The sequence below is a fragment of the Gottfriedia acidiceleris genome (assembly GCF_050457485.1).
In the GTDB taxonomy this organism is placed as follows: domain Bacteria; phylum Bacillota; class Bacilli; order Bacillales; family Bacillaceae_G; genus Gottfriedia; species Gottfriedia acidiceleris_D.
Map to the genome: position 1 here is coordinate 126563 of NZ_JBCMJM010000016.1, position 25889 is coordinate 152451.

At 31.4% G+C, this 25889-nt stretch carries 20 protein-coding genes; 16 read left to right on the forward strand and 4 right to left on the reverse strand.

Annotation, left to right across the window (positions count from 1 at the left end):
- The first annotated feature begins 78 nt into the window (after window positions 1–78).
- From ABEY15_RS16245 to ABEY15_RS16260, 4 genes are all read left to right on the forward strand, one after another.
- Window positions 79–1308: a sensor histidine kinase gene (locus tag ABEY15_RS16245; protein ID WP_429891193.1), complete on the forward strand. Its 1230-nt coding sequence runs from the start codon at window positions 79–81 to the stop codon at window positions 1306–1308.
- A 29-nt stretch (window positions 1309–1337) separates the two neighbouring features.
- Window positions 1338–1970 (forward strand): VTT domain-containing protein, encoded by a 633-nt coding sequence (locus ABEY15_RS16250; RefSeq protein WP_429891194.1) that lies wholly within the window; start codon window positions 1338–1340, stop codon window positions 1968–1970.
- Window positions 1971–2126: 156 nt separating this feature from the next.
- Window positions 2127–2699, forward strand: coding sequence for a hypothetical protein (locus tag ABEY15_RS16255; protein ID WP_429891195.1), 573 nt, complete (start codon window positions 2127–2129; stop codon window positions 2697–2699).
- A gap of 31 nt (window positions 2700–2730) precedes the next feature.
- Window positions 2731–3834, forward strand: a complete 1104-nt coding sequence (locus ABEY15_RS16260; RefSeq protein WP_429891196.1) for an MGDG synthase family glycosyltransferase — start codon at window positions 2731–2733, stop codon at window positions 3832–3834.
- Window positions 3835–3916: 82 nt separating this feature from the next.
- On the opposite strand, the gene ABEY15_RS16265 is transcribed toward ABEY15_RS16260, so the two are convergent.
- Window positions 3917–4618, reverse strand: a complete 702-nt coding sequence (locus ABEY15_RS16265) for a polysaccharide deacetylase family protein (RefSeq protein WP_429891197.1) — start codon at window positions 4616–4618, stop codon at window positions 3917–3919.
- 138 nt (window positions 4619–4756) lie between these two features.
- On the opposite strand from ABEY15_RS16265, the gene ABEY15_RS16270 reads away from it, so the two are divergent.
- From ABEY15_RS16270 to ABEY15_RS16295, 6 genes are all read left to right on the forward strand, one after another.
- Window positions 4757–5350, forward strand: coding sequence for an AAA family ATPase (locus tag ABEY15_RS16270; RefSeq protein WP_429891198.1), 594 nt, complete (start codon window positions 4757–4759; stop codon window positions 5348–5350).
- A gap of 167 nt (window positions 5351–5517) precedes the next feature.
- Window positions 5518–5838 (forward strand): YbjQ family protein, encoded by a 321-nt coding sequence (locus tag ABEY15_RS16275; protein ID WP_097977451.1) that lies wholly within the window; start codon window positions 5518–5520, stop codon window positions 5836–5838.
- Window positions 5839–6188: 350 nt separating this feature from the next.
- Window positions 6189–6470, forward strand: coding sequence for a hypothetical protein (locus ABEY15_RS16280; protein WP_429891199.1), 282 nt, complete (start codon window positions 6189–6191; stop codon window positions 6468–6470).
- Window positions 6471–6674: 204 nt separating this feature from the next.
- Complete coding sequence (locus tag ABEY15_RS16285; RefSeq protein WP_429891200.1) at window positions 6675–6917, forward strand: hypothetical protein; 243 nt, start codon at window positions 6675–6677, stop codon at window positions 6915–6917.
- A gap of 222 nt (window positions 6918–7139) precedes the next feature.
- Window positions 7140–8282, forward strand: a complete 1143-nt coding sequence (locus ABEY15_RS16290) for a YhgE/Pip domain-containing protein (RefSeq protein WP_429891201.1) — start codon at window positions 7140–7142, stop codon at window positions 8280–8282.
- Window positions 8283–8340: 58 nt separating this feature from the next.
- Window positions 8341–8868 carry a PadR family transcriptional regulator gene (locus tag ABEY15_RS16295; protein ID WP_429891202.1) on the forward strand — a complete coding sequence of 176 codons (528 nt, stop codon included), beginning with the start codon at window positions 8341–8343 and terminating at the stop codon, window positions 8866–8868.
- Window positions 8869–8981: 113 nt separating this feature from the next.
- Here the strand turns inward: ABEY15_RS16295 and ABEY15_RS16300 are convergent, their stop codons facing one another.
- Window positions 8982–12476 carry a S8 family serine peptidase gene (locus ABEY15_RS16300; protein ID WP_429891203.1) on the reverse strand — a complete coding sequence of 1165 codons (3495 nt, stop codon included), beginning with the start codon at window positions 12474–12476 and terminating at the stop codon, window positions 8982–8984.
- 775 nt (window positions 12477–13251) lie between these two features.
- Here ABEY15_RS16300 and ABEY15_RS16305 point away from each other — a divergent pair.
- The 5 genes from ABEY15_RS16305 (at window position 13252) to ABEY15_RS16325 (ending at window position 21108) form a co-directional block, all read left to right on the forward strand.
- Window positions 13252–16677, forward strand: coding sequence for a S8 family serine peptidase (locus ABEY15_RS16305; RefSeq protein ID WP_429891204.1), 3426 nt, complete (start codon window positions 13252–13254; stop codon window positions 16675–16677).
- Between the two features lie 387 nt (window positions 16678–17064).
- Window positions 17065–17841, forward strand: a complete 777-nt coding sequence (locus ABEY15_RS16310; protein ID WP_429891205.1) for a L,D-transpeptidase family protein — start codon at window positions 17065–17067, stop codon at window positions 17839–17841.
- Window positions 17842–18100: 259 nt separating this feature from the next.
- A complete protein-coding gene (locus ABEY15_RS16315; RefSeq protein ID WP_429891206.1) occupies window positions 18101–18814 on the forward strand; it encodes a response regulator transcription factor in 714 nt (237 codons plus the stop codon).
- Between the two features lie 165 nt (window positions 18815–18979).
- Entirely contained in the window at window positions 18980–19738 is a 759-nt protein-coding gene (locus ABEY15_RS16320) for a response regulator transcription factor (protein WP_429891207.1), read from the forward strand.
- Window positions 19735–21108, forward strand: coding sequence for a sensor histidine kinase (locus ABEY15_RS16325; RefSeq protein WP_429891208.1), 1374 nt, complete (start codon window positions 19735–19737; stop codon window positions 21106–21108). The genes ABEY15_RS16320 and ABEY15_RS16325 overlap by 4 nt, the downstream gene beginning before the upstream one ends.
- A 124-nt stretch (window positions 21109–21232) precedes the next feature.
- Here ABEY15_RS16325 and asnB read toward each other — a convergent pair whose 3' ends face one another.
- The gene (gene asnB, locus ABEY15_RS16330; RefSeq protein WP_429891209.1) at window positions 21233–23125 is read right to left on the reverse strand and encodes an asparagine synthase (glutamine-hydrolyzing); all 1893 of its coding nucleotides are present in this window, start codon (window positions 23123–23125) and stop codon (window positions 21233–21235) included.
- A 264-nt stretch (window positions 23126–23389) separates the two neighbouring features.
- A complete protein-coding gene (locus ABEY15_RS16335) occupies window positions 23390–24283 on the reverse strand; it encodes a 3-hydroxyacyl-CoA dehydrogenase (protein ID WP_429891210.1) in 894 nt (297 codons plus the stop codon).
- A 265-nt stretch (window positions 24284–24548) separates the two neighbouring features.
- On the opposite strand from ABEY15_RS16335, the gene ABEY15_RS16340 reads away from it, so the two are divergent.
- The gene (locus ABEY15_RS16340) at window positions 24549–25445 is read left to right on the forward strand and encodes a LysR family transcriptional regulator (RefSeq protein ID WP_429891211.1); all 897 of its coding nucleotides are present in this window, start codon (window positions 24549–24551) and stop codon (window positions 25443–25445) included.
- Window positions 25446–25889 lie beyond the last annotated feature (444 nt).

A 25889-nucleotide genomic window follows, 5' to 3' on the forward strand; every position in this document is an offset into this window, starting at 1 on the left:
AGCAAGCGATTAACATTTTTCAATCTTAGAATTTTAATGATTTTCATTATTTTATTTAATATTTCAGTAGGAATTGTATTGTCGTTTTACATTTACTTAGACCAAAAGAGTGATCTAATTACAGTATTAAAGCAAGAAATAAAAGAAGTAAAAATGAATGCTGCATCTCAAGGTCCAAATGATGACATTGCTCAAAGAAAACATAAACGTAAAAATGTTTATTTTAATTATTTTTTAAATAAAAATAACCGATATGAAATCTATGATGAAACAGCACCCGGGTATACAAAGGATATAGAAAAAGTTTTAAAACAGATTAATCCTATTCATAATAAAGTCGTTATTAAACGAATTGATCCTCATGATAAAGAAGAACTAAATTTAATGATTGCTGCAGAAAAGGTTTATGATTCATCAAATCATTACCTCGGTACAATCTATAGTGGTAAAGATTTATCGTCAGTAATTTATTTAATAAAGCAGTTTATCAGTATCTCATTTTTACTTTCAATTATCTTTTGTTTTATGGCGTACTACTTCGGCAAGAAAATTACAAATCAGGCAATGGAACCAATTATTGCGTCTTATAAAGAACAGCAAGAATTCGTGGAAAATGCTTCACATGAACTAAGAACACCGTTATCTGTATTACAAGCCGGTATTGATGTATTAAGCGTTGAACAAGATCGCCTATCTGATTTTGGAAAAGAAACCTTATCAGATTTAAAAAAGGAATTAAGTGATACACGTAATCTAGTCCATCAATTACTTTTTCTAGCAAGACTTGATCACAAACAAATCGCCAAAGTAAATAGAGAAGAATTTAGAATCGATGCCTTTTCGGAACAAATTCAAAAAGCATGGCAATATAAAGCATCAGAAAAAAAACAAATAATCAAGCTATTAAATGAAGAAAAATTTATTGTTAAAACAAATCAAGAAAGTTTAAAACAATTGATTAATATCTTTGTTGATAATGCAATTAAATATTCAAATGAGGACCATACCATTTCGTTAAATTACTACGTAAAATCAGAAAAAAAAGCAAACTATTTCTATTATGAAATAAATGATAATGGTATTGGAATTCCAAAAGAGCTACAAGAGAAAATATTTAATCGGTTTTATCGAATAGAAGAGCATAGGTCAAGAGATGAAGGGAATACTGGACTCGGTTTATCGATTGCAAAATCGATTATAGAGTCTTTAAATGGAGAAATTATTGTTAATAGCGAATTCGGTAAGGGAAGCAGTTTTAAAATTAAAATTCCGATTTCAAATTTATTTCAAATTAAGACAAACATATAGAGAATGATTTTTAAGGGAGTTAGAGTTATATGGAGATTATTAAAAATATTATTGATCTCATATTGCATTTAGATCAACATTTATTAACCTTTGTGAACAATTATGGGGCAATAACTTATTTCATCTTATTTTTGGTTATTTTATTGGAAACGGGTCTTGTTGTGACACCATTTTTACCAGGAGATTCATTAATTTTTACAGCAGGTGCACTTGCTTCCTTACATTTATTAAACTTTTTTGGATTATTAATCCTTTTCATAGTCGCAGCTAGTTTAGGTGATTCTTTAAATTATTTTATAGGTAAGAAATTCGGTAGTAAATTAAGTAAGAGTAAAAAAATAAATACTAAATACATTCATGAAACTGAAAACTTTTATAAACAAAAAGGTCCTAAATTTATTGTATTAGCAAGGTTTATTCCGATTGTTAGAACTTTTGCTCCGTTTGTAGCCGGGATCGGTGAAATGAACTATTCAAAATTTATTTCATATAACATTTTCGGAGCGACGCTTTGGGTTGGACTAATGGTATCGATTGGTTACTTTTTTGGTAATATTCCTTTTGTTAAAAATCATTTTGGCATATTAACGATTGGGATCATTTTCGTATCAATCATTCCAATATTAATCGATGTCATTAGAAAATTTATTAAGAAAAAATAAATTGAATCCAAACAAATTAATCAATTTTAGGAAAACATAATACTATTTTCATTAAATTTTCACTTTTATTTTGTACATTAGTTGTATATAAAGGGAGGCGAAAATGGATAATGTATTTTCTAATATTTTTTCAAAATTTAAAAGGAACAAATCAAAATGATTAGTAATTGGATAAAAAATAAATCTGAGAGAAAATTAATTTATATAGCATTAGCAATTTCGATCATTATTTTCATCATTGCTGAGTGGAAAGTCTCGCATCGAACTGAATTATTAACGAATATAGGACCACATATACAAAATGGAATACAACAAGGTTTTCATAAAATAAATCCTTTAAAAATGTATGCGAAAGATAAAGGTTCCCTTGGAAGAATAGGTGTATTTGCGGCATTTATTCTCTTTCCACTATATTTTTTAATTAGATTTAAAAAATTAAATGACAAAAAACAATTTAAGAAATACTTAGCTAGATTATTGAAATGGTGCAAGTTAATACATGTCCCAATCTCGTTAATTACTTTTGCTTTAATTACAGTACACTCTGTGATTATGACTTTTTTTGAATGGAAAACAGATGCTGTTTATATTTCAGGTGTTATAACTTATTTGCTCCTTATCCCATTAGGAATATTCGGTTTTTTAAGATATAAACGAAAAGATAAAAACTGGCATTACTATCTTTCATTTGCAGTTGTAATCTCAATGTTAATTCATACATTCGTTTAATTAATTTGTCTATTCTGAGAGGTTGATTAGTATGGTATTGCAGCCTAAAATACTTGTCGTTACATCGAGTTTTGGAAATGGGCATAAAGAAGTATCTAAAGCGTTAAAAAGTGAGTTTGAACATATTAACTTTAACGATGTAACAATAATTGATATATATGAAGAAGCATATCCAACTATAAATGTATTTGCAAAAAATATTCATTTGCAATTATTCCAACATGCCCAAACAATTTATAAATGGTTCTTTTATGGGACAGAGAAATTATTCAGTACAGTCATTTTTGACAGGCTTTTAGAATTATGCGGAAAGAATATAAAAAGTATTCTTCAAAAAGAGAAGCCAGATATTATCATTACTACATTTCCAGTTGGGTCTGTAGCAAAATGGAAAAAATACTCTTCACATCCTTGTAAATTATATACAGTTGTAACCGACTATTATATTCACCGTTCATGGATTCATAATGAAATCGATCGCTATTATATAGCGACGGAAGGATTAATACATCAAATGGTGAATTTAGGCGTTTCTTTATCGAAAATATTTGTATCTGGTATACCTCTTCGCCAAGAATTTAAAGAAATAGATTTTTTAAATGAAGGTACAAGTAAATCGAAATCCAACGATCAAATCTTAATAGTTGCTGGGGCAGTTGGATTATTAAAGGATGTAGAAAAAATGGCCAAGCAGTTACTTGCTGAAACAAAACTTAAAGTAGCAGTTGTTTGTGGCTATAATCATATACTTTATAATAAATTAAGTAAGTTAAATGAAGAATACAAAGATCGACTGCAAGTATTTGGCTACGTAAATAATATACGTAATTTGTATAAAATATCTGATCTCTTAATTACGAAGCCTGGTGGTATTACATTATCAGAATGTATTGCATGTAATTTACCGACTATCCTATATAAACCAACACCAGGTCAAGAAAAAGAGAATTCCCGAATATTTGAAAATGCGGGGGCTTCAGTTACAGTTAAGTCGTTAAATGAATTAACTTTTTATATTAATCGAATTCTTTTCAAATCAAATCATTTAGAACAAATGAAATCATCTTTAACTGCATTAAATAAAGGATTTAGTTCACAATTAATTGTCAATGATATTTTTAGTTCAATTTCTTAAAAGTTTAATGACTAATAACTTTATGAATACGTAAAAACACCACAAGGTATTGAGTTTCCTTGTGGTGTTTGGGTTTAATTAGCTAATGATCAATTCTAACAAATTGATATTGGTTTTGTAAACAATGTTCAATAAATCTCTCTAATGCTTTTATTGTATGAATAGGCGCATCCTCATCTGCACCAAATGTATCTCCATTATCATGTAATAAAATAATTGCTCCTGGTTTTGTTTGATTTAACAAAAGAGTATAAATGCCTTCACTTCCTTTTTTACTACTCCAATCATTTGCCATTACAGACCATAAAATAATTTTAAGCTTTTTCTGAAATAGGAGAGGCAGTGAAACTAACCCCCAAGGTGGTCGATAATAAACTGGATCACTGTTCGTTATTTTCTTAATAATACTTGCAGTCTTTTCTATTTGATTTTTTAATTGTTTTGGACTGAGAAACCAATTACATTTATGTTTATAATTGTGTATTCCAATTATGTGACCATCTTTATGTATTCTTTTAATGATCGTAGGATACTTTTCTGCCTCTGAACCTAATACAAAAAAAGTTGCTTTAATCGAATGACTTTGGAGTAAATCTAAAAGTAAATTCGTATAAACTGGATGTGGACCATCATCAAATGTTAAAGCAATTCGTTTTTGATTATTAATTGAAACTGTATGTATTGAAAAAAATTTAAATAAACGTGTTAGTAAACTCGGGATTGGTCCGTAAAGAATAAATAATAATAATAGTACGCCCCCGATTATGATGAAAATTCTAAGCATAAATTCTCCTTATGTAACTTTAAATAAAAATAATCATATAACATTATTATAGTCCAATTTACTATTTGGTGGTAATTAAAAGAAGAAAATATTATGATGAAATAAGATTGTATTGTCGAAAAGTGAGTAGGTGGTAAAATGAGTAAGATTATATCGATCCAAGGCCCAATGGCTGGTGGAAAAACAACACTTGCGAAAAGATTAGAAAATCAATTAAAAAATTTTCAAGTAATCTATGAAAATCCTTATCCTATTGTTCAAAATAGGAATAATTTAAAACTTGATATACATACAATAGAGGGGTTTATAAAAAATCAGCAATTATTTATTGAAGCTGAAATTAAGGGATTTAATCATTTTTTTAATGAAAATATTCTTTTTGATCGTGGACCAGAAGATATCGAATTCTATACGCTCTTTTTTCCGATCGCAAACGGTTATTCATGGGATATAGAATATTATTTAAAAGATGAATTAAATCAACTTAGAAAATGCAGATCTGATTTAATTATTTATTTAGATGCTGAATTTGAAACTCTTGAAAGAAGAAAACAAAATGATTTGTCAAAAAGAAGAGGTTCATTTGACCAAAATATGAAATTATATCAATATGAAAAAGAGTGGTATAAGCAGTTTAACACTAAATTTATTGATGTAAATGACAAGGCATCAATTGAAGTAGAAAAATCAGTCTTGGAAATATTAACGAATAATAATTTTCTAAGAAAATGAATTTCACTTTAGTAAAAAGGGATTAAACCTATTACATAGAATTAATACATTATACGTTTCAAATTTTCCATTTTTAACTAATGAAGTTTAAAAATGGGATTGAAAATACATACACAAAATTGGATAAATATATTTGTGTAAAGAATAAAAATTTTGAGGTGAACAATATGATCGTAGTTACAACTGAAAACATTGAAGGGTATAAACTAGTTGAAGTAAAAGGACCTGTATTTGGAGTAATTGTACGTAGTAGGGGACTAGGTGGCGATATTTTAGCTGGTCTAAAAAGTCTTGTTGGTGGAGAAATCAAACAATACACTGCAATGCTTGAGGATGCGAGAAAAGAAGCAATGGATCGAATGACTAAAAATGCGAGTGAAATGGATGCAAATGCAATTATCATGATGCGCTTTGATTCAGGTGAAATAGGGCAAAACATGAGTGAAATTGTCGCATATGGTACGGCTGTTTTAGTAGAGAAAATATGATGGAAAAAACCTTGTAAATTCAAGGTTTTCTTATTTTAATTTAAATAGAATTAAATATAAATAAAAAAAGTGCGGACAATTTCACGGACAAGATTTAAAAAAAACCGTACAAAAAATCTCCGTTAAAAAACACGTTGCGTATTATAGTAAAAAAAACATATTACTCATAAAAGAAATAGCACTGTAATACAAAAATAAAATTGTTTTATAACCTCATGCATTAAACTGACTGCATTTCTTTTTTTAAAATTTATTGACCTATGCTTCTTCCGGATTTTAGATCATCTTTATAATTTAGGGGGAGGAAATAGGGTAATGAATGTCTTAGAAAAAATATAAAAGAAAAGAAATTGAAAAAGATAGATCGAATTGAAATAAACCTAGATCCTGAACTATCTAATTTGTTTACAAAGTATTGCAAACAAAATGGTACAAACAAAACTAAAGTAATATCTTCTTTAATAGAAAATCTTCGCAATAGAGTTGAAAAACAGGTGCACAAAAATACAATATTTTATAATGAACTCCCGAATTCTAATGAAGAAGCAATAGAGAATCTAATTAAAGTCTTACAAGAGGAACTGGTCAATGCTCGGGCACAAAAGGTTGAAACATTTACCAAAAGTGATTAAAAAGATACGAAATTGAAGCAATAAATGAGAAAAATTATTTTTATTGTCTTTTATGTAAGATATGGTTACAAGCCAAAACTTTCAGACAATATCGCTCCGAAAGAACTCATAAAATCTTGCCCGAACTAATCTATCAGGATAATCAATACCACGTTATTACAGAATATAGAAATGCAATTATAGTGGGATCTATTAATATTTCTAATGGAAAAAATGTTCAAATTAAACCAAAAAAATCTTCCGAAAAATTTAGTCAGTAAGCCGACACTGTGCTTAACAATCGAAAATAAAAAATATATTGTAGAAGAAGATCAAAAATATATTTTTGAATTTAAGCCTGGTTATGAACTTGGAGATTTCAATAATCCGTTTAGTAAATGTATGGTAATGGAGCTTTCACTAAAAAATGATGTTTATGAATGCTTAATGCCAATAAATAGTCTATAAAAAAGAACCATTCATATTTTTGTGAATGGTTCTTTTTCTATTTTTGGGGTAGTTCAGTATAAAGCGTTAATCCAATATGGATTAACGCACTTTTTGTTTTTCAAAATAAATTAATTTATTTTGATTGACGATAACACTAACATTGTTTATATTAATATTGTTAATATAAATAATGTTAATATAGTTTTAGGCGATATATGTATAAAAGAGGGGGATAATAAATTGAAACATTTATATTTATCCATAATAAAAACACAAAGCGTTATGATTGGTTTAATAACAGCAATAATATTTCAAGTTCTATTTAGCATTATCTGGCTTACAGGTTACGATCATGTTACTGATCGAATTAATAAATTTAAAATTATTATTGTAAATAGTGACTCTAAAATTGGTGATCAAATAGCAAATAGTTTGGAAGAAAACTTAAAATTTAAAGTTACGCAATTGTCGGATATAAAAAGTGCAATGAAAAAGTTGGATGATCGTAAAGTTCAAATGGTTATCCATTTACCTGAAGATTTTACTGAAACGCTTCAAAATAACGAAAAGGCAAAAATTATATATTCTTTAAATGAATCAAACCCAAGTATGTTAAAAGGTGTAATGCAAATAGTACAAAATAATGTAACTAGTACGATTAATAAAGAAATGGTGAAGTCGGGATTACAAAATACTTTTGAACAAATGGAAGTACCTTCTTATACAGCTAATGAGTTAGTACAAGGTCTCTCAGATCGTGTACATCCTGTTGTTAATAATATTAATAAAGTTTCAAATTTTTCAAAATTGATGGTTCCAATGATGTTAGTAATGGCATCTTTTACTGGGGCAATGTTATTTATTTTAGAAATGAATAAAGCGTTTAAACCTTATAAGATTTTATATAATCGTTGGCAAAGATTTGGGACAAGAGTTCTTTTAATATTTACGGCTGCTATATTAATCTCTACTTTTGGAACTATTATGGTTAACTTAATGGGTGTACATTCAGATCAAGGTTTTTTTACAATGTGGTTTTTTCAAATAATATATGTGCTAACTTTCTTATTTTTAGCCCAAATTCCATTTTTTATTGTGAGCGATGCAGGTGGATGGGTTAATATTGCTATGTTATCTATTCAACTTTTATCATCTGGTACAACTATACCGAGAGAGTTATTGTCAAGTTTTTATCAGACTGTAAGTAACTTTTTACCTGCAACATATGCAGTTGAAGGTATAATGAAACTTGTTACTGGAGGTTCATCCATTTATCATGAAATAATTATGCTTTGTAAGATATTAATGGTTATTTTTGCAATTACCTTAATACTAGTAACCATTCAAAGGGAAAAAAGGAAAGGGAAAGTTATAACTATATAATATTGGTATAAATAAACTTTGAAATATATAAAGTGCAGAAAAAATAGAGGTGTAAAAAATGAACATACAAAATGTTATTCTGGGATTTTTATTAGAAGAACCAATGAGCGGTTACGATATTAAACGGATAATGGAGGTATCTGTCGCACATTTTTTTGATGCATCTTTTGGAGCAATTTATCCAGCTCTAAAAAGAATGGAGAAAGAAGGGTATGTAAAAAAGGAAATTATTCAACAAGAAGGGAAACCGAATAAGAATTTATATGTGATTACAAATAAAGGAAAAGAAGTTTTTAATACGTATATGGAAAGTCCTATAAATCCAACAATAATGAGGTCAGATTTTTTAATTCGTTTATTTTTTGGGAAATTTACAAAAAAAGAAAATATTATTAAATGGATGGAAAACGAAAAAAAGCATCTAAAACAAGAATTAGAAAGTTTATTAGAAGTGCAAACAAATTCACCTGATACTGATAAATATAAGAAAATAACAATTGAGTACGGTTTGGAATATTCTAAAATGACAATAAGTTTACTAGATGCAAAAATAAAGTTTTTAAGAGAAGAAGATCAGGAAATATAAGTGTAGTTAAGAATTCAATGTCCTTTTTCGACAGTACAATAGAAGTGAAGATAAGAGTGGAAATTGAATACTAACAAAAAAGTGGTTGGCGTATATGCCAACCACTTTTTTAATTAATTAATAATCAATTTATAAGGCATTGCGCTTGCATTTCCGTTAAAATCTTCAACTTTAATATAGTAGTTTCCTTTTTTGAGATTAACATTAAAGATTTCATTGTCTCCATTGCTGTAAAAGTCAGAAAAAGCGACTTGTTTTCCTTTTGAATTGTAAACTGTCACGACTCCGTCAAGGTCAAATGGGACTTCTAACTTTATTGTTTTGTTGCCATCACTTTTTTGAACTAGTTTGTAATAGTCAGCATCGCCTATGTTGTTTGTCATGTTTATAAAGCCAACATTTGAAAACTTACCGGACTGGAACTTTAAAGAGATTGGTTTAGTTGGTACATTGTTTTTTACAATAGAACCAGCATCTTCATCTTTCGTTACTACTTCTTTTACTGTAAACGTATATGGTGTTAGATTTGTTTCTCTATCAAAGTAGTTTTGTATTTTAAAGAAGTAGCCGCTTCCTTTTTTCGCTCGGAAGGAACTGATTTCAGGTTGATTATCGTATGAAAAATCTACAATCGAAACGTTTTCTTTCTCTTTTTCTTCAAGTTTCTGATTTCCATTCGTATCCTCATAAATAAAGAACACAGAATCAAGCTCTCTTTTCAATTCTGTATGAGCGCTATTATATTTAATAGGAAGTGAACCTGGTTGTTCAATTGCACTGTAAATACTTGTTTTATTTGGCTTGAAATAGAATGTATCAATATCACCAATAGATGATAAGTTGCTTACTATAGGTTTAGTAGTTATCTTCTTAGCTGTTTCAAATGTATCGTTATGCTCAAAATTATCATTTGTGTTTTTAAATGCAGTAGAAATTTTGAATTCATACGGGTCAAAGCTTGATCTATAGGATGAATCATTCAATAGGATATAATAGGTTTCACCTTTTTTTAGGCCAATATTGAATGAATTATTCCCCTTCAATCCTGTACCATCGACCGAATTCGTATCCAAACTTGAGTATATTGAATCAAGATCATTTATTCGGTCACTGTACTTATGTACAAGGGCAATTGGAACATTATATCCCTCTTTATTCGTAAATTTCATTTCAAAAACAGAGTTATCTTTTGGAGTAAACTTAAACCAATCTTCATCTCCTCTGTACTGAAAATAACCTTTCTGTGCTTTATCTAATTCAAGAGGAATCGCTTTATCTTTAATAAGATCAAAATAACTAGTTCCTTTATGATATTGGTAGTCCATATTCGTGAATTTATCGTAAATTTCCTTGAATTTATTAATCCCATTTTCTTTTGATTCCATATTTACGCTTACTTTTCCAACTTGTCGAAAATTATCTTCATCCTGTGAAATATCTTTGATATCAATGTCAACTTGATATGGCTTTTGAGAAGTATAGCTTCGTGTAAAATCAATCTCTTTTCCGATTAGTTGATCGTATTCACTTAGTAAAGGCTTGTTTGTTACTTCAAAAATATATTCCATTCCAGGAAGTGCAGTCATTGAAGCTGTCTTTGATTCACCGTAACCTTTAACTTTAAATTGATCAACAACATTAATACTTTCAGAGGTTGTACCATCCTCGTTTACAACTTTATTAACCATATGTAGCCTAAAAGATGGATCTATACCTTCGACAGCAGATACATGGAATTTTAATACTTTTTCTGGATCACCTATATTTCCGGGTACCTTAAATCGATAAAAATCAGAATCGCCAGGTATAGGATCTTCTTGTCTAGACGCTAATGAAGTTGTTAATTCATCTGTATAATAATTCGAGAGTGATGTTTTATATGGAAGAGAGTCGATAACAAAGGGCCTTTCCAAAGTATTTCCATCATCGTGAAGTAAATCTTTACGACTTACAGAAAGTGAGTAGGTAGATTTTCCGTCTTCATTGTATTGCCCAAAGGAGTCCTTTAAAGCTATTACAATTGTTCCTTTTTTGGGAGCTTTGAAGTAAGAACCTTCAGCCTTTCCTGCCTTTCGATCATTAACTTCTAGAGTATACTCAGGTTTCCTTGCTCCTTCTGGATAGAATTGTAATTCGTATTTCAAATCATATTGGCTTGCTCCTTGAAGGCTTATTTGGATATTTTGATTCTTTTCCACATCAAACTTGTAATAATCTATTTGTTCAATTTTTTGCAAAGCACCAGTAACTGATGTTTCCGATGATAGAGTCAGCGGTTTTGCTTTATCTAAAATTTGATCATCCTTAATAACTGATTGAGCTGGTATCTTCTTAGGATCGAAAGAAAGAAGTTTAACAAGGTCGATCATACCGTAACCATATTTTGCATCATATCCTTTTTCCCCTAAATCTTTCGCCGTTTGAGTTAAAATATAGTTTACTTGATAAGGTGTAAGTTTAGGATATTTAGATAATAATAGTGAAACGGCACCAGTTACCATAGGAGCTGCCATAGATGTACCGCTCATATGTACAAAAGTTGATCCTTTATCAGGGGAGTAGACCGTCGAGTATATGTTATCCCCGGGCGCTGTTACATCAACAGATGGACCGTATGTTGAAAATTTAGTTATTTTATTGTTCTTATCTGTTGCACCAACGCTTATGACTCCATCATAGGATGCTGGATATTCTATATTTTCCACCCCAGAGTTACCCGCTGCAGCGACGATTACAATTCCTTTATCAATTGCTTTTTTTACCGCATCTCTTACGATAGGTGATGGACTATAAGAACCTAGGCTCATATTGATAACGTCAACTTTTTGTTTAATTGCCTCTAAAATACCTTCAGCGATAACATAGTCAGTACCAAAATCAGATTTGTTAAATACGTCGATTGAAATAATTTGAGAATTTGGTGCAATCCCGTAACCGCCGATACCGTTATTTTTTTCAGCAGCTATGATCCCTGAAACATGAGTACCATGAGAATCTGGTATTCCTTTTTTGATAGGGTTCATCGCATTTTTGTTAGCGACTACTTTATTTACTAGTTCAGGGTGTTTTGTATCAATACCAGTATCAATAACTCCGACTCGAATTTTGTTTTTACCCGCTAACTTTTGGGCTTTTTCAACATTAAGATTTTTTAGATGGTACATTTCAGAGGTTTTTAGATCTACAGTTCCTAGCCTTTTAAAAAGAGCACTTTTAGAGATTGAAGTAACTTTTGGTAGCTTCGCGTAGGCTTGGACTACTTTTTCAAGTTCTCCTACATTCTTTACTTCAATCACATCATAGCCTAATGAAGATATTCTTTTAATTAGTCTACCGCCAGATTTGGCATGTTCACTTTCAGTAATTGGCGAAGTATATCGGATAACAAGTTGGTTTTCAGAAAATTGTTTTTGACCAACATCAAAAGCCCCTGCAGATTTATTATTTTTCTTTACAGTACTAACAACTTTTTCTGATTGAGAAAGAGTTGGACGCTGATTATCTGAATCCTTAGATACAGCATGAGAAACTGTTGGTAATTGAGATGAAAGTGCTAAGGTTGCAGACAAGCCGAGTAATGCTAGGTTGTTGATTTTTTTCTTCTTCATAACTAAAATACCTCCCAGAAATTTTTACAATAGGCTTCGATTTTAGAAAGGTTTTCAATTTTCAATGAAAACTTGATTATTTAGTCAGATTGTGACATAAATCGTTGTTTTTAGAATCTAATAAATTTTCTGCCTATTTGAGACTTAATAATACAAGGCGCATTAAGTAGCATCAATACTCGATTTTTGATTAAAACAATCAAGGATTTTTAATTATGAAGTTGGAATTGCACTTATCAAACCTCTGTTCAATTTGTCGATTTATGATATATGAATATTTTATTAAGATTAATTTTTAAAACTTTTTGCAGTTCGACTCGAAGAGATTTTAATTTAAATAAACAAGACCCCTCAATTAAAATAATCCAAAACTCATTGTTTTTTAATATCAAAACACAAATTTTCTTATCATCAAATTTATCAATCATAATCAACAAAAATCGACTATTGTTAAATGTTCTGAACATTTATATTATTAAGTCGTTCTTTTATAACTCAAAAAGGAGGTACTAGTGTATAGAGAATGGTTGCACACCCATTCTGTTCAAGGTTGTTAAAAAATTTATTTTTTAAAAGTTTTTTTGAGGAAAAAGTTTCTTTTTCGCAAATTCGAGTTCAGTAATTGTTTCAAAAAAAGTATTGTAAGAGCTTTCAAATTTCTCAAAAAGGCAACATCTACAAAACGTGTCATCTCGATTAATTACACTTCTAGAATTACATAATCGTATCAAACTTTAAAAATGTAGTTTATAAAGTTTATAAAAGGAGACTGCAAATGAGAGGGTTAAAAGGGAGAAAACTGAATATAGTAGCTTTTTTGATTATTTTTTCTATACTTGGAACGATCTTTCAACTAAAAGGGAGTGCCGTACAAAAAGGAGAAACGAATTCAAACCCAATTGTAGGAAAGGTGGACCAAAAGGTTATACAGGCTTTTGAAAAAAACAAGTATACGACAGTGATTGTAGAGTTAAAAAACCAAGTAGATGTTGAACAAATTGCTGATCAAGCACGTGAAGAAGCTAAGAAAATGAAGGTTACCAGTTATCAAGAGAAACTCCGCGTCCGTTCAACCATTTTATCAGAACTAAAAACTAGCGCTGAACAAACACAGAATAGGCTTAAGAATTTTATCCATCAAAAGAAATCTGAAGGTAAACTGAAAGATTATCAATCTTTCTACATCGTAAATGCTGTTTCATTTACTTCCACGAAAGAAGTCTTACAAGAAATAGCAACTTTTCCAGAAGTCGACCATATTTACCTTAACGAACAGCATGTATTGCCTAATCCGAAGACGTCTGAAGTCAAAAAGTTTACAAGTGAACTACCTTGGAACCTGGAAAAAATTCAGGCAAATAAAGCATGGGAAAATGGGCTGGATGGAACTGGCGTCGTAATCGCAACGCTTGATACTGGGGTGGACGTAAACCATCCGGCACTTAAGAAACAATACCGAGGTTTTAATGCGGATGGCACCTTTACACACACTTTCAATTGGCTAGACTTAGTGGGAGATAGCCCTACTCCAGTTGATTTAATTGGACATGGTACACATGTGACAGGAACAATGGTAGGACATGACCCAGATACTGGCATGCATACCGGAGTTGCTCCAGGGGCACGCTGGATTGCAGTAAACGCATTTTCAGAAGACGGCGCGTTGGATACAGACTTGATAAAAGCAGGAGAATGGCTTCTTGCACCACTGGATGAAAAGGGAATTCCTCATCCTGAGATGGCTCCAGACATTATTAATAACTCATGGGGTGGCGGTTCTACCATGAATGAGTGGTTTAGATCAGTTGTAAAAGCTTGGGTAGCTGCTGGGATAATACCGGTTTTTGCAGCAGGCAATGACACCAATGAGACGCCAGTCGGGCCAGGTTCTGTAAGCAATCCAGCTAATTACCCTGAAGTTATTGCAGTTGGTTCTACAAATATAGCAAACCAAATTTCAATATTTTCTTTAAGAGGACCGTCTCCATATGGTGGAAGTGAAATAAAACCAGATTTGACTGCACCTGGGCAAGAGATTCTTTCAACCCTTCCAAATAACGAATATGGCTTATCTTCTGGAACATCTATGGCTACACCACATGTTTCAGGCGCTATTGCCATCTTAAAACAAATGCAGCCAAACATGTCAATTGAAAAGCTTAAGGAAACCTTGTATGTCGGATTAATTCCGTTATCTGATTCAAAATATCCAACTTCTCCAAATGACGCTTATGGAAGAGGGTTACTTGATTTAACAGGGATGATTAAGAGCAGTGCAAACGGCGTAGGCAGTCTAGTAGGAAAAGTAGGTTATAAAACAGTTGATAAAAAGAAACCAACTGCAAACCATGAGCCTCTTCCATATGCTTATGCTAATGCGCCCTTAAAAATAAACGTACAAGTCTCTGACGATAATGCAGTTTCCAAAGTGGAACTGCATTATCAAGTGGATAGATCACCAGAGCAAACAGCAAATAGTACACTTTTTAAAGGCGACTTTAAAAGCGGATCCTATTCAAGTGAACTTCCTAAAGAACAATTAAAGGGAAAAAAATTAACTTATTACTGGGAAATTACGGACTATGCAGGGAATAGTACGAAAACTGCCCCTGTTCACTTAACCTTAAAGGAACCGGTGTCAGTTGGTTATTCAACAAACTTTGAAACAAACCCTGTAGGGTGGTACAGTACTGGTAGAAACAGTTCGTGGAATTGGGGGAAGGTCATGAACCCTATCGTGAAGGTGCCTTCTGGAGCAAATGCTTACGGCACAGTGAACCCTGACTGGAGAAATACTGATTCGGCCTGGACTTATAATAATAATGAGGAATCAATGCTAATTATGCCTCCTATCCAAGTCAATAAAGGAAAAGTGACATATCTTAACTTTAAGCAGACTTTTGGCAAACCGATTTCATTCAAAGGGATTAATGATTATGGCCAAGTTCTTGTTTCTGAAGACATGAAGAACTGGCATGTAGCTAAAACGAATGATGAGCATTTATTCTTAAAATGGGAAGCCATTTCAGTCGACCTGTCCTCCTACTCAGGGAAAACTGCTTATGTAGCTTACCGCTTCCATTCGGATAGTGCGGTTACGAATTTAGGATGGTACTTAGATGATGTTTCTATTGGAGCTAAGGCTACTGGTACAGTATATCAACCTTCACCTTTACTAACTGCAATTGAACCAGTTGGGGATGCTACAAAGGTAAAAGGGACATATGATAAACAAGTTCTCATCCCCCTTAGTGCGCAAATACAAATTATTGAAAGTGGAAGGCTTTTAGCGACCGAACCAACGGACGGAAGCTTCCATGTAAAGCTACCAGCGGATGAATACCATATAAAAGCCGAGGCTTATGGCTTTAAACAAAAGATTCAAACGGCAAGTGTAACAAAAGATACATCGACCAAAGTGAATTTACAGTTAACCCCACTAAATAAATCAATCATCAAGGGAAAAATCAAGAATAGCGAAACAAAAAAAGCTATTAAAGGAGCAACAGTGAAACTTATTGAAGACGCTGTTATAGAACCGGTAAGAACTAGTGCAAATGGTAAATATTCGCTTAATCCATATATTGGAACTTATACGCTTGAAGTAAGTGCTCCAAATTTTCATACTTATAGGAAAAAGGTTGTAATTAAGAAAAATAATATTAGTTCAATAGATATTCAGTTAAAGCCTTATAGGGGTACTGCAAGTGAAATCAGTTATGATGATGGCTCTGCTGAAACTGTCTTGTCGGTCGCTGGTTTAGACGAGGCCGCAGTAAAAATGTCATTGAAGGATGGACAGGAACAAGCGATGCTGACGGCGGGTCTATTTTATATTGACCCACACTGGGATAACCCAGGAGGAGTGAATTTTCAAGTTGATGTATATGATGCGACTGGACCTGAAGGTGCGCCTGGTAAAAAATTAACTGAATCAATTGCTGCAAAATCAAAGGACGTACGTGGTTGGGTAAAAGTAGATCTTAGCCCATACTCCATTTTCGTGCCGAAGGAATATTTTCTTGTGTACAGTACCCAAGCTTACAGCCCTTATATACCGACTCTTGGCCTTGATATAAACAGCCCGTTCTCAGACCGAGTATGGTACATGAGCAAAAGCCCATGGTATAAAATATATAATGGAGATATTGGTACTGGTAACCCGATGATGCGGTCTATCGTTTCATATGAAAACAAATAAAAATTTCGTGCCCGATTCCGGTTCTTACCGGAATTGGGCTTTTTATATGTAACTATTTACAAAATGGAAATAAGTAATGATTACGTTTGACACAGGTAAAATAAATTATTTTAAGAAATAAAATATCTCAAACTCCATACTTTCTACAAATTTTATTTGTAATATTTGTAGTAGCTAGTCAGTAATGAAAACATTGATGAAAAAACTATCTAAATTAAATTTGTGTGTTTAGTCAAAATAAAATTTTAAGAGGTTGATGAAGATGATATCAAAACTCCTTTAGAATAAATCGATAAAAGTATTTAAACCATGATCTAACAGATTTAGAAAAAAATATAGCTATATAAACAATTTAGTAAATTAATTCAATATACAAGGAGAGAGAATATGATTAAAAGAATATTATTTGTACTTCTAGGGACGTTTTTATTTCTTTTACCTACAGCCAATGCAACAGCTGACCGAACGGCTCCTGCTATTCCATCAGTTCTTTCCGTTAAAGAAACCGCAACGATAATAAGTGGGAAAGCAGAAGAGAATCCTATTGTTAAACTATATCTTAATAATAAATATTTATCTAAAACAACAGCAACTAAAAGTGGAAACTTTAGTTTTAAGGTTAGTAAATTAAAAGCTTTTACTACTATTAAAGTATTCTCACTAGATGTGGCTGGTAATCAAAGTAAGCCATCTTACAGTGAGGTTAAGAGTAAACAGCTATATTCAAACGGACAACTTCTTATTATTAATACAAAATCTAATAAACTCTATTACTATAATAAGGGGAAACTTGTGAAATCCTTTAGCGTTGCAACAGGAAAAGCTTCAACGCCAACACCAACAGGAAAATTTAATATTTTAAATAGGATAAAAAATAGGCCATGGTATAAAGAGAATATTCCTGGTGGAGCACCGAATAACCCACTTGGTAAACGTTGGATGGGATTAAGTGTAGGTAATTCTCCTGGAAACTCCTATGGAATTCATGGAAACAATAAAGCAAGTTCGATCGGAAAATCTGTCAGCTCTGGTTGTATTCGTATGCATAATAGTGAAATTCAATGGCTGTTTGATCAAATTAAAGTTGGAACAACCGTTATTATAGCTAATTCAGCAAATACAAATGGTCAAATAGCTCATTCGTACGGTCTTTCTATTTCCTAGACTAATGGGAAACAACTAAATACTACTCCGAACCTACTGTTTGTAAAAAAAATTTGAAATCTGACTTCACTCTGAGCAAACCCTGATTAGGTTTGCTTTTTTATATGACTTTTTAATTTTCTCATGATAGGACTTTATTTTAATTGTCTACTATAAGGGGATAATTGCTAGTTTGAAATCAAACTCCATACTTTATACAAAGTTTATTTGTAACATTTGTGGTAGATAAATAACTAAATACAGAAATAGGAGTCATCTCATGAAAAAAATATTAATTGTTGAAGATGAAAAATATATGTTGAATTTATTAAGCGCTCAATTAGCTAATTTTTATAAAATAATTGAAGCAAAAGATGGTGCAATTGCGTTAAAACTAATAAAGGAAGATTCTTTTGATTTAATCATTTTAGATATCATGCTACCTTACGTTGATGGCTGGACGCTTTGTAAAAAGATTAGAGAAAAAGACGATACTCCTATTCTAATGTTGACTGCAAGAAATGAACTTTCAGACAAAGTTAAAGGCTTAGAGATTGGTTCAGACGATTATTTGGTGAAACCATTTGAATTTGATGAATTAAAGGCAAGAATAACTGCTCTATTAAGAAGAGCGGAAAGAAATTATAATTATCAAGCTAAAAAACATATTTCGATTTTAAATTGTGAATTTGTTTTATATAGTGAAAGCCGACAGTTATTTATAAATCAGCAGAAATTAGTCTTAACTTCAAAAGAATTTGATTTAATAAGTTTCTTTGTAGCTGCTCCTTCTCGTGTATTTACTAGAGAAGTTTTATTAGCTCAGATATGGGAGGTCAATGAAATTAGGGATCTTCGAATTGTCGATACACATATAAAAAATATTCGAACTAAACTAAAAAAAGTTGAGAAAGATATTAGGTTTATTGAAACAGTTTGGGGAGTAGGATATAAATTTATCGATGTGGAACGGGCATTAGTAAAGTCGAAATAAAAAAGAAGTAGTTTCTAATGTTTTAATTTAAAGCAAATGATTGTTTAAACAACCTAAATATTACAAAATTAGTTGAAACCATTTATTTTTCTTATCCTAAGAAACTCGCATATGTACTCTTTTTAGTCTTAAATGTACAACAACAATTAATAGAATGTTAAATCTATGTCAAAATTATTATTAAGACACAATATCAGAAGGAAGAAGAGTATAGCAGTGAAAACTATATTAGTTGTTGAAGATGAAATGTATATGGTTAATTTGCTAAATATTCATTTAAGTAATGAATATAAAGTTATTAATGCTAAAGATGGTGCTGTTGCCTTACAGTATATTAATGAAAGTTTGTATGATTTAATCATCCTAGATATTATGCTTCCTTACGTAGATGGGTGGAAACTTTGCGAAAAAATCAGGGAAAAAGGGGGGACACCTATTCTTATGCTTACTGCTAGAACAGAATTATCTGATAAGGTTAGAGGTTTAGAAATAGGTGCTGATGACTATTTAGTGAAACCTTTTGAATTTGATGAATTAAAGGCTAGAGTAAAGGCATTAATTAGAAGATCACGTCAGAATAAAATAAGTAATAGTCCAGAGACTAAAGAAATTATTCTGTTTGAAGGAATGTTTCGCTTAGACTTGGAAAGTAGACAATTATATATCAATAGTCAATTTGTGGAATTGACCGCTAAAGAATTTAATCTCTTATCTTTACTTGCTTCATCTTCTTCTCGGGTTTTTACAAGAGACGTATTGTTGGATCAAATTTGGGATGATTATGAAATTAGGGATTTACGTATTGTAGATACGCATATTAAAAATATAAGAATTAAAATGAAGAAAGTAGAAAAAGACGTAAAGTTTATAAAAACTATTTGGGGTGTGGGGTATTCATTACAATTAAAAGAGGAAATAGAATGAAACTTAATAGTATCGGAATGAAAATAGGATTTACCATCATGATTCTATTTTTAGTTGTGCTATTACCATTAGGATTTTTTATAGATCGTATTTTTCTACAAACATATACTTCACAAGTTCATCAAAAAGTAAATGAGCTATCAAATAATATTGTAGAGACACTAAATAAGCAACATGGTACTATTCCAGACTATTACGAATTTTTAAGCTTAATAACTGGGGAAGAAATCGTAGTGTTTAATTCAAATGGAGTAATCATATCTAATTCAGCTTTCGGTTATAAAAAAGGGAAGTCTATGCCGAAAGAGTTATTTAGTATTGTGAAAATGGGGAAGCACTTTGAAAGGGATTATTATGACCATGAAACAAATGAACATTTTATTTATGTTGGACGCCCAATTATACAAAATGAGACATTTCAGGGAGGAATACTAGTTTTTTCTCCAATTAATGAAATGATTGACATAAGAAATTGGATAATCAGGTCAATTGTAGGTGCTATTATTCTTGCGTTAGGGGTTACCATTTTTGTTTCAAAAAGGATGTCTAAACCTATGATTGAAATGGAAAAAGCTACTAGAGAAATAGCTAAAGGCAATTTAAATACAAAAGTTCAAATCAAATCAAATGATGAAGTGGGCTCATTAGCACATGCGATCAATGATTTAAGTATAGAATTGAATAATTATCGTACAAATCGCAGTGAACTTTTAGCCAATATTTCACATGAACTACGAACTCCTATATCTTACTTAAAGGGTTATGCACAATTAATTAATAGTCATAAATATCGGGATATCAAAGAACTGGAAGATTATTCAGGAATAATTGAAAAGGAATCGGATCGGTTAGCGAAGCTAATTCAAGATTTATTTGAGCTTTCCAAGATGGAAGAGGGACAAATAAAATTATACATCCAATCTGTCGACATTGAAGATATTATTGAAGCGGTCATCCAAAAAGTGAAATTCAAGGCAGCGAAAAAAAATATAAATTTAATATTTAATGTAGAGAATGAATTACCTTTAATAATCTCTGATGGGTCTAGAGTAGAACAAATTATCATAAATCTAATCGAAAATGCTATAAATTACACAGAATCAGGAGAAATAGTGGTTACAGCCAAATTTATAAAGAAATCGATTATGGTTTCAATAAAAGATACAGGAGTAGGAATTTCTGATGAGGATCTTCCTTTTATTTTCGATCGATTTTATCGAGTTGAAAAGTCACGTTCAAGAGAAATGGGTGGCACTGGTTTAGGCCTTGCAATTGTATATGAGTTGGTAAAACAACTTCAGGGTAGTATTACAGTAAAATCTGAGATTAGAAAGGGGACAGAGTTTCTCATATCCTTTCCTGAAAAATAGGTTGTAAAAATATTTATGCGGGGAAAAGAGAATGGATTATTCTCTAATCTTCTTAATAAAAAAAATACCCAAGCGGAATTTCATAATGCTTGGGTACTAAAATAATGTTCAGTGATTACTTATGCTAACTCGTTAGGATTGCTTGTTTTTTATCTAAGTAATTAAAATCGTAGGCATTTTCAATAAAAACTTGATGCCAGATCATGAATACAATTATGGTCCACAGTTTGCGACTGTTATCTTTTTTGTTAGTTACGTGCTCTTCTAATAGTTTCATCACTTCTTCTTTTCTAAACAAATACTCGGTAGAACTAGCATGAATTAATTCAATGGTCCAATCATATATTTCATTTTTTAACCAATGACGAATCGGTACTGGGAACCCTAATTTTTTTCTGTTTAATACATGATTAGGGACAATGCCTTGTGCAGCTTGTCTAAGAATGTATTTAGTCGTATTGTGGCTGATTTTATGATTTGCACTGATTTTGGATGCCACATTAAACACTTCTTTATCAAGAAAAGGAACTCTTAGTTCCAGAGAATGAGCCATAGTCATTTTATCTGCTTTCAGGAGGATATCACCTCTTAACCAAGTTTGAATATCTAAATGCTGCATTTTTGTGACTGAATCATATGCACTAGCTTCTCTAAATATAGGACTTGTTATCGTTGTATTGTCTAAATAACTTTGGTAATCAGAGAATATTATTCTTTTTTCGTTCTCAGTAAACATCTTGGCATTTCCGATATACCTTTCTTCTAATGGAGTTGTACCTCGCTCTAGAAAATTCTTCCCTTTAATCCCATCTGGAAGAATTCGGCTCATTAACCTTATAATATTTTTTATGGAAGCAGGTATATAGTTGAACATCCTTAGTGAATGTGGCTCTCGATAGATATTATATCCTCCGAAAAGTTCATCAGCCCCTTCGCCTGACAATACAACCTTTACATGTTTCCGCGCTTCTCGAGCAATGAAATAAAGGGGGACTGCTGCCGGATCAGCCAATGGATCATCCATATGCCATATTATTTTCGGGAGCTCAGCTAAGTACTCCTCAGGAGAAATGATATAACTAATATTTTCTAAATTAAGTGCATAAGCTGTCTCCTTTGCCACATCCACTTCACTGAAGCCATCTTTTTCGAATCCAACGGAAAAGGTTTTTATATTTGGATTCACCTGTTTAGCTAATGAAACAATAAAGGAGGAATCAATGCCTCCCGATAGAAATGAGCCAACAGGGACATCGCTTCTCATATGAACATTAACTGAATCCAAAAGGACGTCACGAATAGATTTACTTAATTGAGCTTCCGTTTGATTCAATGGCTTAAACTGTGGTTTCCAATAGCTACTGATGACCATTTTGCTTCCAGGTTTTTTAGTAAAATAGTGACCTGGTTCCAATTTTTTTACATTTGGAGTCATTGTTTCAGGTTCTGGAACGTATTGAAAACTTAAATAGTGTTGGAGAGCATCCCGATCCAATCCACCATCAATTGCAAGAAGGGTACTCTTTTTTTCTGAACCAAAGTATGTTTTGTCTCCTTGTTCAGAAAAAAAGAATGGTTTTATCCCAAAATGATCCCGCGCTCCAAATAAAATTTTTTCATCTTTATCCCAAATCAGAAAAGCGAACATGCCCCTTAATTTTTGAACAGATTTCTCTTTATATTCCTTATAAAGAGCTAGGATTACTTCTGTATCAGATTCCGTAACAAATTTATATCCCTTATTGGACAATTCTTTACGTAATTCAATATAGTTATAAATTTCGCCATTGAATACAATCCAATATTTTTCATTTTCATCGGAAAGTGGCTGATGTCCACTTTCGATATCAATGATACTTAGTCTTCTAAAGCCAAAATTTATATATTGATCAAAATAGTATCCTTCATCGTCTGGACCTCTATGGACAATCAACGAGTTCATTTCTTTAATATTTTTTTTGAATAAAGAAATTCTTAATTGAGGTTCATTATGAATACAACCTACAAAACCACACAAAATTCTCACCAACCTAACGTATTTTATTAATGGATTTATCTAATAATAGGTACACGCGATAAAACCAAATGGCTAAGCCTTACAATGTTAGGATACTAACTAAATATGTAGAATTTATGGAGTTGAATTATTTCTTGTTAGATTTTTTAAAAAAATAAGAAATTTTAAACTAATATGGGGAAACTGACAAAGATTAAAGAACTTTTTAATCTTTATACAAAAAAATCACATCGAAAAACTCAATGTGATTTTTGATTTTATTATTTATTTTAAGAAATCTTGCTCTAAAAATTTAGGATTTGGGTATTTATAAAATCCTTCGCCAGATTGTTTTCCTAGTTTTCCTTTATCAATAAATTCCCTTTTTAGATAATCAGCTATTGTAGCAGATTCGTGATTACCTTGTTCTCCTAATGTTTTACCAACATTATAGGCAGTATTGATGCCAATAATATCTAGCCATGCGAATGGACCGAATGGTGCTCCGGAAGTAAGCATCCATGTTTTGTCAATTGATTCTGGGTCTGAAATACCGTTTACAAGTAAACTTTGAGCAGCGAATAAGAACGGAATAAGAAGCGAATTCATTACATATCCTGGTTGTTCTTTATGAATCGGAATTGGAACCATTCCAATTGCTTTTGCAAATTCGATAACTTCATTAAAGATTTCTTCTTTTGTTTCAGAGTGTTTCATAATTTCTGCAACATTAAATTTCCAAATTTCATTAGCGAAATGCAATGCTAAGAATTTTTCAGGTCTACCTGTAAATTCAACAAATTGACTAGGTAACAACGTTGAAGAGTTAGTAGCAAAAATAGTTTTTTCTGGTGCAACTTCCGCTAATTTTTGATAAAAGTCCTTTTTTATTTCAAGTAATTCAGGTACGGCTTCAATCACTAAATCCGCGTTTTCAACTGCTTTCGCTAAATCAGTATACAGTGTTAATCGGTTGTATGCCGCTTCTAATTCTGATTGTGTAGCTCCGATATCTTCTTGGTAACGTTCCATGTAACTTTTAAAACGCAAATTCGTCATTTCTAAAGCGTTTTCATTAATATCGTATAATGATACTTCAAATCCTTTAAAAGCTGATTGAAAAGCAATTTGACTTCCTAGAACTCCTCCACCAGCAACAGTAATGTTTTTATAGTTCATATTAATAACCCCCTATAATAAATGTGTGTTTCTTCCCCTATAGATTGTCCCCTAACAATACAAAGGTTATCCTTCACTTAAATGTTAACGTTGATTGAACAATCAACTTTAGAACAAGAGATAAAAAGTTAGCTTTAATTTTTCTAATCTAAACTTGTTAATCTTATTCGGGATGATTGCTTGAACTTATATTATAATTTCATTGAAATTAAGTAAAATTAGTCCTAATTAATTAGAATTAAGTCCAACTTAAATGGAGGTATCTATGTATTTAGAACAATTAGAATATATTCTTGAAGTTGCCAAAACAGGTTCGATTATTAATGCATCGAAAAATCTGCATGTATCTCCGTCAGGCATAAGTCAGTCTATTTCACAATTAGAAGATGAATTTGGAGTGAAAATATTTAGCCGAGCTCGTGGACAAAGTGCTGTTCCAACGGATGAAGGCGAATTAATAATTAAACAAGCAATTCAAATAATAATGAACGTCCAAAGGCTTCAAGAAATGGTTGGTTCTTTTAGCTCTTTAAATAAAGGGAGCATGAAAGTAGCAGCAATAACCGGTGTTATGCCATTCTTGCTCAAAGCAAAAACAAGTATCAAAGCTGATTACCCTCAAATTGATTTTCAAATCATTGAAAGCAACACAGAAGAAATTATTAATGATGTGAAACAGCATAAAATTGATATAGGATTTATTGCAGTAGGCGAGTTGATTATTGATAGTGATTTAAGCAGTGAAGTTCTACTGGAATCTGAAATAAAGGTTTATGTAAATAAAAATTCTTTGTTAGCCTGTAACAAAAGGGTAAAGCCTCAAGAACTACTAAACTTCCCGTTTATTATATACAAAGATGAATATTATAATTGGTTAACTCAGGAACTATTCCGTGATTTGGGAAAAATTGATATAGTGTTTTCATCGAGTAACGTTGATGTGTTAAAAAGTGCTGTTGCAGAAGATATAGGGATTAGCTTGGCGCCAGATTATTACATGAAAAATGATCCGTACGTCTTAAATGGCATTGTTATCCCTCTAGAGATAGAGGTTAATGAAAAAATCACTAATCTTTCTATTCATATGGTTTGGTCAAAAGATAAACACTCATCTAACTTGATCCATAAATTTGTAAAATATGTGAAGGCATGTCTACAATAATAGCCATTAACAATATCAAGATTGAAAAACCTGCTCCTAGCTGAGCAGGTTTTTTTATAAATAATTATTAAATGTAGCAATACTTTTAATTTGTTGAAGTTTTGCGTGGACGTAAATGAGATATTGTAATTTTATTATGTTGATTAATTGTTGAATAAAAATATCTAGCTAGAGAGCAAGCTCAAAAAAAGCTTTGATAAAACCTAAATAATATTTAAGTCATACTTAATATTATTTAACTACTATTAATTTTACATTAATAAAAGTAAGACTTTAAAATATAAATGCTTATCTTTAATAGTAAATTTAAGTAAATTAGTTAATTTTACTATTTATTCTTCAAGTTTTAATAAGCTAGTACGTCATTAAGGGAGGTATTCTATTCAATTAAAAAATAAATGTTTACTTAAAGTAGTACGATCCATGAATATGACAAAGGTGATG